Origin of the sequence: Streptococcus sp. HMSC073F11 (assembly GCF_001810785.1) — a bacterium.
Taxonomy (GTDB): Bacteria; Bacillota; Bacilli; order Lactobacillales; family Streptococcaceae; genus Streptococcus.
Window position 1 is genome coordinate 67,442 of record NZ_KV802690.1, and the last position, 14,366, is coordinate 81,807.

The window sequence follows — 14,366 nt, forward strand, 5'->3', positions numbered from 1 at the left end:
TTTTCCAACCTCTTTTCCTGTATCTTAATGGAATTGCATACCACCATCAACGATAATGGTTTGTCCTGTAATGTAGTTTGAATCTGGTCCTGCGAGGAAGCTGACAGCAGCAGCCACATCTTCTGGTTCAGATAGGCGTTTTAGGGTAATATCTTTTGCAAATGTCTGCATACCCCACTCGTCATCTTTTCCTGCATTTTTACCAACTTCATGAGCGATATCGTACATCATTGGTGTTTTCACAATACCTGGTGCGTAGGCGTTAACAGTGATGCCTGAGTCTGCTAAATCACGCGCCAATGTTTGCGTGATTCCGCGAACAGCAAATTTGGTTCCACCGTAAACAGTTAGATTTGGGTTACCGACTACACCGGCTTGAGAGGTTGCGTTGATAATTTTACCTCCGTGGCCAAGTGCTTTAAATTGCGCTTGTGCAGCTTGTGAACCCCAAATGACACCACCAACGTTGATTCCGAAAGTACGTGTAAATTGTTCCTCAGTAATTGTATCAAGAGGAGTAGTTGGAGCAACACCGGCGTTATTTACGACAACATTCAAATCACCAAAATGGTCAACAACCTTTTGAAATGCTTGTGCAACTTCGGCCTGTTTCGAAACATCGGCCACGACAGCAAAGGCATTTTCAGCTGATAATTCGGCAACAGCTTTTTCAGCTGTTTCGGGATTGTAGTCTAAGACTCCTACCTTAAAGCCATCTTGAACCAATCGTTTTGCGATTGCAAAACCGATTCCTTGACCTGCACCTGTGACAATAGCAACTTTAGACATATGATTCCTCCTTGGTATCCACGATACCATTCAAACGTTCATAAAAGAACAGCAAAGTTGTAAAAATTAGTTCAAATTAGGGAATAAATAACTTATTAGAACTATATTGATAGTATATACCTTTAGAAAAAATGTTTCAAATAAACACTACCGTTTTTATAGAATTTTATCCCGAAAATTTCCAATCAATTTTCTTGAAACCCTTTCCCTCTTTTGATAGACTAGTATCTAGTTTTTGAAAAAAGGAGAAAGAAAATGAAAAAATTTGTCGCTGAATTAATCGGTACTTTCATGCTTGTGTTCATCGGAACAGGAGCTGTTGTTTTTGGAAATGGTCTTGATGGCCTTGGTCACCTAGGGATTGCCTTTTCCTTTGGTCTGGCAATCGTAGTTGCAGCTTACTCAATCGGAACTGTTTCAGGGGCTCACTTGAGCCCAGCTGTTTCGATTGCTATGTTTGTAAACAAACGTTTGTCATCTTCAGAGCTTGTAAACTACATCCTTGGACAAGTAGTTGGAGCTTTCCTTGCCTCTGGTGCTGTCTTCTTCCTCTTGGCTAATTCAGGGATGTCAACTGCTAGTCTTGGTGAAAATGCCTTGGCACACGGTGTCACTGTATTTGGAGGTTTCTTGTTTGAAGTCATTGCAACTTTCTTATTTGTTTTGGTAATCATGACAGTGACTTCAGAAAGCAAAGGAAATGGCGCGATTGCTGGTTTGGTAATCGGTTTGTCCTTGATGGCGATGATTCTTGTGGGATTGAACATTACTGGGCTTTCAGTAAACCCAGCCCGTAGCTTGGCACCAGCTGTTTTTGTAGGTGGTGCAGCCCTTCAACAAGTTTGGATTTTCATCCTTGCACCAATCGCTGGTGGAGTTCTTGCAGCCCTCGTTGCAAAAAAATTCCTAGGAACAGAAGAATAATTGAAACTCAAAAAGCCTTGCTCCTCATCTCGAGGAACAGGGCTTTTTCGTATTATACTCTTCGAAAATTTCTTCAAACCACGTCAGCTTCCATCTGCAACCTCAAAACAGTATTTTGATTTGACTTCGTCAGTTCTATCTGCAACCTCAAAACAGTGTTTTGAGCTGACTTTGTCAGTCTTATCTACAACCTCAAAGCAGTGCTTTGAGCAACCTGTGGCTAGCTTCCTAGTTTGCTCTTTGAATTTCATTGAGTTTGAGTTTAACGGTTGTCAATTTTCTCTGGATAAAGGTCGTGTTGGAAGAGGCGTTGTTCTGCCAAGCCTTCATACTTAGTTCCTGGCTTACCGTAGTTGTAGTAGGGGTCGATTGAAATGCCACCGCGCGGAGTGAATTTTCCCCAAACCTCTAAATAGCGAGGGTCTAGCAAGTTGACCAAGTCTTTCCCGATGGTGTTGATACAGTTTTCGTGGAAATCTCCGTGGTTTCGGTAGCTAAAGAGGTAGAGTTTGAGGGATTTTGACTCAACACAGAGCTTGTCAGGGATGTAGGAAATATAGATAGTTGCAAAGTCTGGCTGAGCAGTGATTGGGCAAAGTGAGGTAAATTCAGGACAGTTAAATTTGATGAAATAGTCATTTTCCACATGACGATTGTCAAAGGATTCTAGGACTTCTGGTTGATATTCGAAAATGTAGTTGGTTTCTTTGTTGCCTAGTAGGCTTAGGTTTTTCATTTCTTCTTGTTGTGACATGATTTTTTCTTTCTAATATTAAACACCACGTTGGTTATCGTAGAGGAGGGTATGCAGTTGAGGAAGGACGCGGACATTGCCCCAGCTGTCGTCAGCAGCAACGCGTTCCCAGAGTTCTTTGAGACGGTCCAGTTGGTCTTGGACAATATTGCCTGTAGCCTTGGGCTCAGGATTTCCTGCTGATAAGAAGAGAATATCTGGTTGGTAGCGTTCTTGAATGCCTTTAGCAAAGGCCAAATCGGCATCATCAAAGACAGGAATTTTAAAGGTGACCTTGTCTGGGTCCAGTTGGGAAACGATAAAGTCCAAGGTCTCAAAGTTGACTTCCATCTTAGATGAAGGAGGTTTGGGACTCAGAGTGACCTGGTCGATATCTTTTAACCAATTTTGCCAGCGGGATCCTTGAGTCTCAACAGCTAGAGTGACACCACGTTCCTTGAGCTTGGTGACCAGTTGAGCCATGTTGGCTGCTAGGATAGCAGGATTTCCCCCAGACAGTGTAACGTAGTCATAGCTCCCCAATTTATCTAAGGCAGCAATGACTTCGTCAGCTGTCATACGAGTTGGCTTTTCAGAACCATCCCAAGTAAAGGCAGAATCGCACCAGTCGCAGTGGTAGTCGCAACCAGCAGTGCGGACAAACATGGTTTTCTGCCCGATAGCACGACCTTCACCTTGAAAGGTAGGGCCAAAAATTTCTAGAACTGGTAGTTTGAGGACACGTTCCCTAGTCATCTAACCACTCCCGTCTAAACTCCGCAAAGGCAGTCGGAGTCTCATAGAGGCGAACGTATTCCAAACGGAGACCACGTTCGTCTGGCAACTCTTGGTTCATGGTTTGGAAAATCCAGTAAACCATATTTTCAGCAGTCGTGTTCATATAAGGAAGAGTTTCGTTTAGATAGCGATGATCCAAGTGGGGCTCTAAGTAGTTCTTGTAGATCGCTTTGATATCTCCGAAATCGTAGGTCATGCCACGCTCATCTAAAAATCCACTGACAGCAATCTGCAGATGATAGGTGTGACCATGAAGGGATTTGCATTTTCCCTCATAGTGAAAGAGGTGGTGGGCAGCATCGAAGGTAAACTCTTTTGATACCAAGGTTCTGTGAGGGTTGTAGACCAGAGACTCCCCGGTTTCCTGTTTGATTTCTTTGGGGGCAAAAAACATTATGCCTCTCCTTTCTGTGAGAGATAAACATCTAAACCATGTTGACGTAGGTGGCAGGCTGGGCAATCTCCACAGCCACTTCCGATAATCCCGTTGTAGCAGGTCAAGGTCTTTTCACGAACATAGTCAAAGGCACCGAGTTGGTCGGCTAATTCCCAAGTTTCAGCCTTGTCCAGCCACATGAGAGGTGTTTGGATAACGAAGTCGTAATCCATGGCAAGGTTGAGGGTAACATTAAGGGATTTGACAAAGACATCCCGACAATCAGGGTAGCCTGAGAAGTCTGTCTCGCAGACACCTGTCACGATATCTTTAATGCCACGTTGCTTAGCAAGAACTGCCGCAAAGGATAGAAAGAGGTGGTTGCGACCATCAACGAAGGTATTGGGAACCTCTCCCTCTTTTTGCTCAATCTCCATATCGGAGGTCAGGGCATTTTCAGTGATTTGCCCCAGCAGAGACATATCTAGGATATGATGACGAATGCCCTGTTCCTTAGCGATTTCTCTAGCAACTTGAATTTCGAGATGATGGCGTTGGCCGTAGGCAAAGGTAACGGCTTCGACCGTTTCATAGTGTTCTTTAGCCCAAAAGAGGCAGGTTGTAGAATCTTGACCGCCACTAAAGACGACCAAGGCTGATTGACGTTTCATAGTACTCCTTCCAAAGTGGGGAATGTTCAGAGCACGCAAAAAGCTCCCTTGAGGGAGCTAAAAAATACCAAGTCAAGGTTTTTTTTAGCGATGGCATGTCCCAAACATCGTAATATTCTACCTATAGTCTAGCATATTTTTTGAAAAATGGCAAAGGGCAAGAAAAAAGAGACCAAAGAAAGGACTTGGTCTCTAATATGATTAGCTCAATTCAGCAACGATGGCCTTGATTTGTTCTGCTGTGTGAACACCGGCAACTTGTTTCACCACTTGGCCGTCTTTTTTGAAGAGAAGAGTTGGGATAGACATGATTCCAAAGGCACGAGCTGTGTTTGGATTTTCATCAACGTCCATTTTAACGATTTTCAAAACATCTTCTGAAAGTTCTTCAGACAATTTGTCCAAGATTGGACCTTGCATACGACATGGACCACACCAAGTTGCCCAGAAGTCTACCAAGACCAAACCGTCTTTTGTTTCTTGTTCGAATGTTGCATCTGTAATTGCTTTTGCCATTGTATTTCTCCTTTTTTAGTTATATTGGCTTAAATCTTGTTTCTTGAGATAGAAGAAGATATCTCCGTAAGTTCCATGGTAGTCCAAATCATGACCGTTGTAAGTCAATTTTTGAACAGGGTAGTAGTCTGCGACGCCGATAAGGCAAGCTTGTTGTGAACGATCAAAGTCGTCATAAGATTCGAACGTTATAGTTCTTTCATTCTTGCTGGCATCTAGATAGGTAATTTCAATCATTTTAAAAACTCCTTTATTTAATGATGACTTTATTTTACTCCTTGTAAAAGAGAATGTCAAGAAAAATGATTGCGCACGCAACTTTTTTTAAAAAAATCATCTTAAATCAAGAAATCCAAACCAGTTTCCAAGCTTTCTTCGACAGCCTTTTGTAGTGTGGCTAGTGTTTTTTGCCCATCACTTGTCAGGCAGATAAAGCTAGAGCGCCTATCTTGATCACAACACATGCGACTAAGCAGACCGCAATTTTTAGCTTCCAAGCGAGCCACCATTCGAGAAACAGCGCTCGGGCTCAGATGAAGTTTATCTGGCAGGTCAATCTGGCGTAGAGATTTTTCTTGAGCCAAGTCCAGGTAGTAGAGCAGATAAAACTCTTTCAAGGTCAGCCTTTGTTCACTCTGATTAGCAACAGTCTCTTCCAAGAGACTTTCAATTTCTTTCTGACGACGATTGAAGTCAAACCATTTTTCCAAATAGGTCATAGTATCTCCTTTCTTTTTAGAGTCATAAATAGAAGAAAGTCCATCCAAGGACAGTTTCTACATCACAAGATGATTGCGCATGCAATAATTATACTACTTTTCAAGAATACTGGCAAGAAGGACGCTAAAATCTTTCATCCTACATCACGTCTGTTTATGCTGGTCTGTAATTGCCTGTATCCCCTTTCTTCTCAAACTTTCATCAACTCTTGTGCATTTCCTTGAAATTTTCTGAAAAAAGAGTAAACTGGTATGCAAGAAGTCTATTTTGTGGAGTTTAGGATGAAATTATATGTTCAATTAATGATTCTCTTTGCGATTTCTCTAATCGGAGAGGGGATTTCCAGTTTCTTTCATTTGCCTATCCCAGGCAGTATTATCGGTTTGATTATTCTCTTTCTAGCCCTACAATTCAAGTGGCTGAGAACCAGGCATGTCAACATGGTCGGAAATTTCTTGCTGGCCAATATGACTATTCTCTTTTTGCCACCAGCAGTGGGAATCATGGAGAAGTTTGATGTGATTGCTCCTTATCTTTTGCCCATTGTTTTGATTGTCTTTTTTGCAGCAGTCATCAATATTATCCTCATCGCCCTAGTGGTTCAGTTCATCAAGCGACGGTTTGAGGGAGATTATGAGAAAGGAGATGCCAAATGAGTGAATTTGTTTCCAATCCCCTGTTTGGGCTGGCCCTGTCTATCTTAGCCTATCTAGTGGGAATGCTGATTTACAGACGTTTTCCCCATCCATTGACAACGCCCTTGCTTTTGTCAGCTGTTTTTATTATCATCTTTCTAAAGGTGACGGGGATTTCTTACCAAGATTACTACCAAGGTGGGGTTTATCTGAACAACTTGATTGTCCCATCGACCGTGGCCCTAGGGATTCCGCTTTATAAGAGTTTTCACTTGATGAAGCACCATGCTCGGAGTATTCTCTTTGGTAGTCTGTTAGCAGTAGTTGTTAATACCTCTTTCACAGCCCTTGTAGCTAAGATTTTTGGCATGGACTTTTTCCTAGCCATTTCTCTCTTTCCTAAGTCAGTGACAACCGCCATGGCAGTGGGAATCACAGAAAAATTGCAAGGCTTGACGACCGTGACCTTGGTGGTTGTAGTGGCAACTGGGATTTTAACCAGTGTCATCGGACCGACCCTTTTGAAGTGGTTGAAAATAGATGATCCAGTAGCTGTTGGTCTTTCTCTTGGCGGAACAGGTCACGCGGTCGGAACAGGAACAGCCTTTCGATACGGCTCTGTAGCAGGAGCCATGGGTGGCTTGGCTATCGGTGTCACAGGTATTCTCTATGTCTTTGTCAGCCCTATTGTAGCCAGTTTGATATTGAGTTAAATCAAAACCCAGCTTTTTAGCTGGGCCTTTTTTATTGTAAATTAACCTTGTTTTTCAAAATGTGATAAGTTCCTAGATAGTAGATGGCTATAAGAATAACTTCTTCCAGAATAGTCATGATAATGCCCATCTGGAACTGATCAGCTCCTCCTGAGGTTGATGGGAAGTAGAAACCAGGGTTTGAACGATAGAAGAGTTCAATAAAGCCAACGACGATTTGGATACCAATGTAGGCTACAATTGACAGTGCAGTACGGTATTCATTGAAAAGCTGTCCAATGGAAATAGCCAAGTAGATGCAGAGAATTCCAGAAATGGTATTTAGTAGGAAAGATACCCCCATAAGAGAGAGTTGAGGAAGGTGTGTTCCTATAAATGGAATCAAGTCAGAAGTTGCAAACCAATCTGGAGCTGTTAGAGTCAGAACGATAAAAGCACTTAGAGCTAGTACAGCAGTGCTGACAATAGACCAGATAAAGGCACCGACTAGTTTAGCTGTGATGATATAGTGTTCAGTTACTGGCAAGGTCAAAGTCAGATAACCTTGTCGGTCATAGACACTACCTTTGAAGCGTTTAATGATTAAGAAAATGGTTGAAATCCCCAGTGTAATCATCAGCCCCCCAAAGACAGTAGCTAGAAAAAGTATCATAGTAAGTTGACTTTCTTTGGCAGGTAGATTGTTATAAGTCTGTGTCTGTATTCCGATAAGGGCGGAAAGGACTAGCACAGCAGCGTAGAGGGCTAAATACCACTTGTTAACATTTTTAAATTCGTAACGAACTAAATTCCAAAACATAATAATCTCCTTTGCTTAGGCCTTAAATTCCTGACGGAAGAGTTGGTCAATTGATTCACCTGACTCATAGCGAATGTCATCTACATTTCCTTGACGGACGACTTTTCCGTCCTTAAGGAAGACAATTTCATCCAAGATTGGCTCGATATCAGAAATCAAGTGGGTAGAAATCAAAACGGTAGAAGTTGGTGAGTAGTTATTGATAATGGTATTGAGGATATAATCACGGGCTGCTGGATCCACCCCACCAATGGGTTCGTCTAGAACGTAGAGACGAGCATCACGGCTCATAACCAAAATCAGTTGTACCTTTTCCTTATTACCTTTTGATAATTTCTTGAGACGACTATTTTCATCAATACCTAGGTCTGCAAGTAGATGATGGGCACGTTCAAGATTGAAATCTTTATAGAAGGTCTTGAAGTAGGTTAGGGCTTCTTTGACCTTCATTTGTTCATTGAGATAGGTCGTATCTGGCAAATAAGCTACGATGGCCTTGGTTGCTGGGCTTGGTTCCATATCGTTGATCAGGACACGTCCTTGATCTGGTTGTAAGAGGCCATTGATTAGTTTAATCAGGGTTGTTTTTCCTGAGCCATTTGGCCCAAGAAGACCAACAATTTTTCCAGCTGGGATGTCAAGAGAAACATTTTCAAGGGCTGGGGTTGCTCCATAAGATTTGGATACATTTTCAAATGCTAGTAATGACATAGGCTTAAACTCCTTTAATATAATCGCCGACTACGCCTGGTAGTTCTTCTTTTTCATAGCCAAAATGGGTCATGGAGGAAACGAAGTGTTCCAATTCTTCTTCCGATAATTGTTTGCGCGATTGGGCAATCAGTTCTTTATCCTCAGTCACAAATCGTCCAGTTGTTCGCTTGCTGTAGACAAAGCCTTCTCGTTCGAGGTCTGATAAGGCTCTTTGGATGGTGTTGGGATTGACACCAGCCTCGCTAGCCAGCTCTCGCACGGTTGGAAGTTGTTGATTTGGTTCCAGTGTATGGGAAACAATCTGAAGCTTGATTTTCTCCATAATCTGTAAATAGATGGGTTTTTTGTTGTCAAATGTCCAGGACATCTTGGTCTCCTTTCTTTTATCCTTTTGTCTTAATTGAATAATACAACAAAACAAAAAACTTGTCAAGCAAAAAGAAGAATTGTTTTGGGAATCGCTTAAAAAATGGTATAATGAAAAGAAAACGATAAGGAGGGAAAGGATGCGTTGTCCAAAATGTGGGGCTACCAAGTCAAGTGTTATCGATAGTCGCCAAGCAGAAGAAGGGAACACCATTCGTAGAAGACGTGAGTGCGACGAATGCCAGCACCGTTTTACAACCTACGAACGAGTAGAAGAAAGAACCTTAGTGGTTGTTAAAAAAGATGGCACACGGGAACAGTTCTCCAGAGATAAAATCTTTAATGGAATTATCCGCTCAGCCCAGAAACGTCCTGTGTCAAGTGATGAAATCAACATGGTAGTCAATCGTATCGAACAGAAACTCCGTGGTCGAAATGAAAATGAAATTCAAAGTGAGGACATTGGTTCACTCGTCATGGAGGAGTTGGCTGAATTGGACGAGATTACTTATGTACGTTTTGCCAGTGTCTATCGTAGTTTTAAGGATGTCAGTGAGCTGGAGAGCTTGCTCCAACAAATCACCCAGTCCTCTAAAAAGAAAAAGGAAAGATAAATGAAGCCAATTGACCGTTTTTCTTATCTAAAGAATAATCGGGTGTCGCAAGATACCTCATCTCTGGTACAGTGCTACCTCCCGATTATCGGTCAGGAGGCGCTGAGCCTTTATCTTTATACGATTAGTTTTTGGGATAATGGCAGAAAGGAATACCTCTTTTCAAGCATTCTTAACCATCTCAACTTTGGGATGGATAGACTGATAAAATCCCTGAAAATCCTGTCTGCTTTCAATCTCTTGACCCTCTATCAAAAGGGGGATGTTTATCAGTTAGCCCTCCATGCTCCTCTCTCGAGTCAGGACTTCTTGGAACATCCTGTTTATCGCAGACTTTTGGAGAAAAAGATTGGTGATGCAGCTGTGGAGGATTTGAAAGTTGAAAATGCTGAGGGAGAAGAAATACCTGTCTCGCTCAATCAAGTCTTTCCAGACTTGGCAGAACTGGGAAATCAAGAAGACCTTGGCCTTAAGAAGAAAGTAGCCAATGATTTTGACTTGGACCATTTTCGTCAGCTCATGGCTCGAGACGGGCTTCGTTTTGCGGATGAGCAGTCCGATGTCTTAAACCTCTTTGCCATTGCCGAGGAGAAGAAATGGACTTGGTTTGAGACCTATCAACTGGCCAAGTCAACAGCTGTTTCCCAGGTTATTTCAACCAAACGCATGCGGGAAAAAATTGCTCAAAAACCTGTTTCCTCTGACTTTAGTCCTAAGGAAACGACCATTATCAAAGAAGCCAAAAGTAAAACTGCCCTGCAGTTCTTGGCAGAAATCAAGCAAACACGTAAGGGAACCATTACCCAAACAGAAAGAGAACTATTGCAACAGATGGCTGGCTTGGGCTTGCTGGATGAAGTCATCAATATCATTCTCTTATTGACCTTTAATAAGGTGGATTCGGCAAATATCAATGAGAAATATGCCATGAAAGTAGCCAATGACTATGCCTATCAAAAGATTCATTCGGCAGAAGAAGCAGTCATGCTAATCCGTGAGCGAGGGAAGAAGAGCCAGGCTCAAAAGACTAGTAAACCGAGTCCTACCAAGTCCAATGTACCCAAGTGGAGCAATCCAGATTATAAGAATGAAACCAGCGAGGAAACTCGTCTGGAACTAGAACGTAAGAAACAAGAACTATTAGCTCGATTAGAAAAAGGAGGAGATTAGATGGAAAGTGTCGGAGACGTACTCAAGCGTCAACCTAGCCGTTTTCATTATCAAGATTTGGTCCAGAAAATCATGAAGGATCCTGATGTTGCGGCCTTTATCCAGCAAGAATCCCTGACTCCAGAGGAATTAAATCGCAGTATCTCCAAGTTTAATCAGTACATCACCGAGCGAGACAAGTTTCTTCGTGGTGATACAGATTATATTGCCAAAGGCTACAAGCCGATTTTGGTTATGAATCATGGCTATGCGGATGTTTCTTACGAAGAAACTCCTGAACTAATCGCGGCGGAAAAAGAAGCGGCTATTAAGAACCGTCTCAAGTTAATCAATCTGCCAGCCAGTCTCAGGAAAGCTAGTTTGGCTCAAGTAGACTTGGATGATTTGGGGCGCTTGCCAGTTTTTGAAAAGCTATTAGCCTTCGTGGAGCAATATCCAGCTATTCGAAAAGGTCTTTACTTATATGGAGACTTTGGTGTGGGTAAAAGTTTCATGGTGGCTGCCTTAGCCCATGATTTGTCAGAAAAACGAGGTGTTTCATCAACTCTTCTCCATTATCCTAGCTTTGTCATTGATGCTAAAAATGCTATCAGTGATGGCAATGTTAAGACCTTGGTAGATGAGATTAAACTGTCTGAAGTCCTGATTTTAGATGACATTGGTGCCGAGCAATCAACAGCTTGGGTGCGGGATGAAATCCTACAAGTCATTCTCCAATATCGGATGCAGGAAAATTTACCGACCTTTTTCACTTCCAACTTCAACTTTGAAGAATTGGAGCAGCATTTCGCTAAAGGGAAGCATGGAAATGACGAAACCTGGGAAGCCAGACGGGTTATGGAACGCATCCGTTATTTGGCTGAGGAGACTCGTTTAGAAGGAGTGAACCGTCGATGACAGAAACAATCAAATTAATGAAGACTCACACTTCAGTGCGCAGGTTTAAAAAGCAAGCCCTTCCTCAGGAAGACTTGACTGAAATCCTGACAGCAGCCCAGATGGCCTCGTCTTGGAAGAATTTCCAATCCTACTCTGTGATTGTGGTACGAAGTCAAGAAAAGAAAGATGCCTTGTATGAATTGGTGCCTCAAGAAGCCATTCGCCAGTCAGCTGTTTTTCTTCTCTTTGTCGGGGATTTGAACCGAGCAGAAAAGGGAGCACGACTCCATACGGATACCTTCCAACCTCAAGGTGTAGAAGGTATCTTGATTAGTTCAGTCGATGCGGCCCTTGCTGGTCAAAATGCCCTGCTTGCAGCTGAGAGCTTGGGCTATGGTGGTGTCATTATTGGCTTGGTGCGATACAAGTCAGAAGAAGTGGCAGAGCTTTTTAACCTGCCTGACTACACTTATCCTGTCTTTGGGATGGCGCTAGGTGTGCCAAATGAAGAACATGAAGTCAAACCTCGCTTGCCATTGCATCAAGTGGTATTTGAGGAAGAATATCAGGAACAAACAGTTGATGTGATTGAGGCTTATGACCGTGTACAGGCGGACTATGCTGGGGCGCGTGCGACCACAAGCTGGAGTCAGCGTCTAGCAGAACAGTTTGGTCAAGCTGAACCAAGCTCAACTAGAAAAAATCTTGAACAGAAGAAGTTATTGTAGAAAGTGAGAAATTATGGCCCTACCAACTATTGCCATTGTAGGACGTCCCAATGTTGGGAAATCAACCCTATTTAATCGGATCGCTGGTGAGCGAATCTCCATTGTAGAAGATGTCGAAGGAGTGACACGTGACCGTATCTATGCAACGGGTGAGTGGCTCAATCGTTCTTTTAGCATGATTGATACAGGAGGAATCGATGATGTCGATGCTCCTTTCATGGAACAAATCAAGCATCAGGCAGAGATTGCCATGGAAGAAGCTGATGTTATCGTCTTTGTCGTGTCTGGTAAGGAAGGAATTACCGATGCGGACGAATATGTAGCCCGTAAGCTTTATAAAACCCACAAACCCGTTATCCTTGCAGTGAACAAGGTGGACAACCCTGAGATGCGAAATGATATCTATGATTTCTATGCTCTCGGTTTGGGTGAACCACTGCCTATCTCATCTGTCCATGGTATCGGTACAGGAGATGTGCTAGATGCCATCGTAGAAAATCTTCCAAATGAATATGAGGAAGAAAACCCAGATGTCATTAAGTTTAGCTTGATTGGTCGTCCTAACGTCGGAAAATCAAGCTTGATCAATGCTATCTTGGGAGAAGACCGTGTCATTGCCAGTCCCGTTGCTGGAACAACGCGTGACGCCATTGATACCCACTTTACAGATACAGATGGTCAAGAGTTTACCATGATTGATACGGCTGGTATGCGTAAGTCTGGTAAAGTTTATGAAAATACTGAGAAATACTCTGTTATGCGTGCCATGCGTGCTATTGACCGCTCAGATGTGGTCTTAATGGTCATTAATGCGGAAGAAGGCATCCGTGAATATGACAAGCGTATCGCAGGATTTGCCCATGAAGCTGGTAAAGGGATGATTATCGTGGTCAATAAGTGGGATACACTTGAAAAAGATAACCACACTATGAAAAACTGGGAAGAAGATATCCGTGAGCAGTTCCAATATCTACCTTACGCACCGATTATCTTTGTATCTGCTTTGACCAAGCAACGTCTCCACAAACTGCCTGAGATGATCAAGCAAATCAGCGAAAGTCAAAACACACGTATCCCATCAGCTGTCTTGAACGATGTGATTATGGATGCTATTGCCATCAACCCAACACCGACAGACAAAGGAAAACGTCTCAAGATTTTCTATGCGACTCAAGTGGCAACCAAACCACCGACCTTTGTTATCTTTGTCAACGAAGAAGAACTCATGCACTTTTCTTACCTGCGTTTCTTGGAAAATCAAATCCGCAAGGCCTTTGTCTTTGAAGGAACACCGATTCATCTCATCGCAAGAAAACGTAAATAAAAAAGCAGAATCTGGAATGACATTTCCAGATTTTTTTGATAAAATGAAGTTGAAGAAAGCGCTATCAAAAAGAGGTGTTGATGATGGAACATTTGTTTAAATTGTTAATCTTATTACCCTGTTTTTACTTTTTCAGCTGGATTGAAAAGGCCAACAGAGATAGTAAATTTTTCCCAATTTTTTACTATTTTTACTGGATTTACATCACCCTCTATGCTCTTTTTAGCCTTGCTTGGACAGTTTTTTCAGTCTTGTTTTTCAATATCCTATTGAGAAATGTGGCAGACATCAAGTCTTTGGGCATTTGGCTATTATTACTACTTATTGCTTTTTCCAGTTCTTGGTTAACCTATATCTTTTTCAAAAAAATGCTTCGCTTGAGACGAGAACTAGGGAAGTCTAAAGGTGGAAGGCATTGATTTATATTGGTAAGAACATTTAATAGAACGAAACTAAAGAAAACAATTTCAAAGAGGAGGTGTCGATGATGAAACTGTCGTTTAATTGGTTTCATTTGATACTCTTATTTCCTTGTTTATATTTTTTCTATTGGATAGACAATGCTGACAGAAACAGTAAAATTTTCCCCATCTTATACTATTTTTACTGGATTTATATTTCCCTTTTAGCTCTGTTTAGCTTGGATATGACAATTTTTTCATTCTTATTTTTCCCTTTTGTTCTAGATTATGTATCAGATGCTAGTGATTGGGGTGTTTGGTTGCTTCTGATAGTCTTATCTCTAGGCAGTGACTGGTTAACCTATATCTTTTTCAAAAAAATGTTTCGCTTGAGACGAGAACTAGGGGAGTCTAACGGTGGAAGGCATTGATTTATACTCTTCGAAAATCAAATTTAAACCACGTCAACATCGCCTTGCCGTACTCAAGTACAGCC

General features: G+C 42.1%; 21 protein-coding genes. 10 read left to right on the forward strand and 11 right to left on the reverse strand.

Annotation, left to right across the window (positions count from 1 at the left end; all coding sequences use genetic code 11):
* Positions 1-24: 24 nt before the first annotated feature.
* Positions 25-789, reverse strand: a complete 765-nt coding sequence (locus HMPREF2764_RS01980; protein WP_000048147.1) for a (S)-acetoin forming diacetyl reductase — start codon at positions 787-789, stop codon at positions 25-27.
* Between the two features lie 255 nt (positions 790-1,044).
* On the opposite strand from HMPREF2764_RS01980, the gene HMPREF2764_RS01985 reads away from it, so the two are divergent.
* Positions 1,045-1,713, forward strand: coding sequence for an MIP/aquaporin family protein (locus HMPREF2764_RS01985; RefSeq protein ID WP_070526799.1), 669 nt, complete (start codon positions 1,045-1,047; stop codon positions 1,711-1,713).
* A 262-nt stretch (positions 1,714-1,975) separates the two neighbouring features.
* Here the strand turns inward: HMPREF2764_RS01985 and queF are convergent, their stop codons facing one another.
* The 7 genes from queF to HMPREF2764_RS02020 all read right to left on the reverse strand — a co-directional run bounded on the left by queF (position 1,976) and on the right by HMPREF2764_RS02020 (position 5,526).
* Positions 1,976-2,467, reverse strand: a complete 492-nt coding sequence (queF, locus tag HMPREF2764_RS10110; protein ID WP_000082587.1) for a preQ(1) synthase — start codon at positions 2,465-2,467, stop codon at positions 1,976-1,978.
* Between the two features lie 18 nt (positions 2,468-2,485).
* The gene (gene queE, locus HMPREF2764_RS10115; RefSeq protein WP_070526802.1) at positions 2,486-3,202 is read right to left on the reverse strand and encodes a 7-carboxy-7-deazaguanine synthase QueE; all 717 of its coding nucleotides are present in this window, start codon (positions 3,200-3,202) and stop codon (positions 2,486-2,488) included.
* Positions 3,195-3,638 (reverse strand): 6-carboxytetrahydropterin synthase QueD, encoded by a 444-nt coding sequence (gene queD, locus HMPREF2764_RS02000; RefSeq protein ID WP_000464573.1) that lies wholly within the window; start codon positions 3,636-3,638, stop codon positions 3,195-3,197. The genes queE and queD overlap by 8 nt, the downstream gene beginning before the upstream one ends.
* The gene (gene queC, locus HMPREF2764_RS02005; protein WP_023937251.1) at positions 3,638-4,291 is read right to left on the reverse strand and encodes a 7-cyano-7-deazaguanine synthase QueC; all 654 of its coding nucleotides are present in this window, start codon (positions 4,289-4,291) and stop codon (positions 3,638-3,640) included. The genes queD and queC overlap by 1 nt, the downstream gene beginning before the upstream one ends.
* Before the next feature lie 201 nt (positions 4,292-4,492).
* Positions 4,493-4,807: a thioredoxin gene (gene trxA / locus HMPREF2764_RS02010; protein ID WP_001029581.1), complete on the reverse strand. Its 315-nt coding sequence runs from the start codon at positions 4,805-4,807 to the stop codon at positions 4,493-4,495.
* A 15-nt stretch (positions 4,808-4,822) separates the two neighbouring features.
* Entirely contained in the window at positions 4,823-5,044 is a 222-nt protein-coding gene (locus HMPREF2764_RS02015; RefSeq protein ID WP_000570248.1) for a DUF4649 family protein, read from the reverse strand.
* A gap of 101 nt (positions 5,045-5,145) precedes the next feature.
* A complete protein-coding gene (locus HMPREF2764_RS02020; RefSeq protein WP_042900490.1) occupies positions 5,146-5,526 on the reverse strand; it encodes a MarR family winged helix-turn-helix transcriptional regulator in 381 nt (126 codons plus the stop codon).
* 282 nt (positions 5,527-5,808) lie between these two features.
* Between HMPREF2764_RS02020 and HMPREF2764_RS02025 the strand changes: the two genes are divergently transcribed.
* Both HMPREF2764_RS02025 and HMPREF2764_RS02030 read left to right on the forward strand, forming a co-directional pair.
* Positions 5,809-6,183 carry a CidA/LrgA family protein gene (locus HMPREF2764_RS02025; protein ID WP_070527856.1) on the forward strand — a complete coding sequence of 125 codons (375 nt, stop codon included), beginning with the start codon at positions 5,809-5,811 and terminating at the stop codon, positions 6,181-6,183.
* Entirely contained in the window at positions 6,180-6,875 is a 696-nt protein-coding gene (locus HMPREF2764_RS02030) for an LrgB family protein (RefSeq protein WP_001288952.1), read from the forward strand. Before HMPREF2764_RS02025 ends, HMPREF2764_RS02030 begins: the two co-directional genes overlap by 4 nt.
* A gap of 31 nt (positions 6,876-6,906) precedes the next feature.
* On the opposite strand, the gene HMPREF2764_RS02035 is transcribed toward HMPREF2764_RS02030, so the two are convergent.
* Genes HMPREF2764_RS02035 through HMPREF2764_RS02045 form a run of 3 tightly spaced genes read right to left on the reverse strand, consistent with a single transcriptional unit; the run spans position 6,907 to position 8,755 of the window.
* Positions 6,907-7,674, reverse strand: coding sequence for a hypothetical protein (locus HMPREF2764_RS02035; RefSeq protein WP_070526805.1), 768 nt, complete (start codon positions 7,672-7,674; stop codon positions 6,907-6,909).
* 15 nt (positions 7,675-7,689) lie between these two features.
* Positions 7,690-8,385 carry an ABC transporter ATP-binding protein gene (locus HMPREF2764_RS02040; protein ID WP_070526808.1) on the reverse strand — a complete coding sequence of 232 codons (696 nt, stop codon included), beginning with the start codon at positions 8,383-8,385 and terminating at the stop codon, positions 7,690-7,692.
* A gap of 4 nt (positions 8,386-8,389) precedes the next feature.
* A complete protein-coding gene (locus HMPREF2764_RS02045) occupies positions 8,390-8,755 on the reverse strand; it encodes a GntR family transcriptional regulator (RefSeq protein WP_000119149.1) in 366 nt (121 codons plus the stop codon).
* 139 nt (positions 8,756-8,894) lie between these two features.
* On the opposite strand from HMPREF2764_RS02045, the gene nrdR reads away from it, so the two are divergent.
* The 7 genes from nrdR to HMPREF2764_RS10245 all read left to right on the forward strand — a co-directional run bounded on the left by nrdR (position 8,895) and on the right by HMPREF2764_RS10245 (position 14,301).
* The gene (nrdR, locus tag HMPREF2764_RS02050; protein ID WP_001203672.1) at positions 8,895-9,368 is read left to right on the forward strand and encodes a transcriptional regulator NrdR; all 474 of its coding nucleotides are present in this window, start codon (positions 8,895-8,897) and stop codon (positions 9,366-9,368) included.
* Positions 9,369-10,538, forward strand: a complete 1,170-nt coding sequence (locus HMPREF2764_RS02055) for a replication initiation and membrane attachment family protein (protein WP_070526812.1) — start codon at positions 9,369-9,371, stop codon at positions 10,536-10,538.
* Positions 10,539-11,435 (forward strand): primosomal protein DnaI, encoded by an 897-nt coding sequence (gene dnaI, locus HMPREF2764_RS02060; RefSeq protein WP_070526815.1) that lies wholly within the window; start codon positions 10,539-10,541, stop codon positions 11,433-11,435.
* A complete protein-coding gene (locus HMPREF2764_RS02065; RefSeq protein WP_070526820.1) occupies positions 11,432-12,145 on the forward strand; it encodes an NADPH-dependent oxidoreductase in 714 nt (237 codons plus the stop codon). The genes dnaI and HMPREF2764_RS02065 overlap by 4 nt, the downstream gene beginning before the upstream one ends.
* Positions 12,146-12,158: 13 nt before the next feature.
* A complete protein-coding gene (gene der / locus HMPREF2764_RS02070; protein ID WP_001207696.1) occupies positions 12,159-13,469 on the forward strand; it encodes a ribosome biogenesis GTPase Der in 1,311 nt (436 codons plus the stop codon).
* Between the two features lie 83 nt (positions 13,470-13,552).
* Entirely contained in the window at positions 13,553-13,888 is a 336-nt protein-coding gene (locus HMPREF2764_RS02075; protein WP_070527859.1) for a hypothetical protein, read from the forward strand.
* A 65-nt stretch (positions 13,889-13,953) separates the two neighbouring features.
* Positions 13,954-14,301 carry a hypothetical protein gene (locus HMPREF2764_RS10245; protein WP_070526823.1) on the forward strand — a complete coding sequence of 116 codons (348 nt, stop codon included), beginning with the start codon at positions 13,954-13,956 and terminating at the stop codon, positions 14,299-14,301.
* The last annotated feature ends 65 nt before the right edge of the window (positions 14,302-14,366 follow it).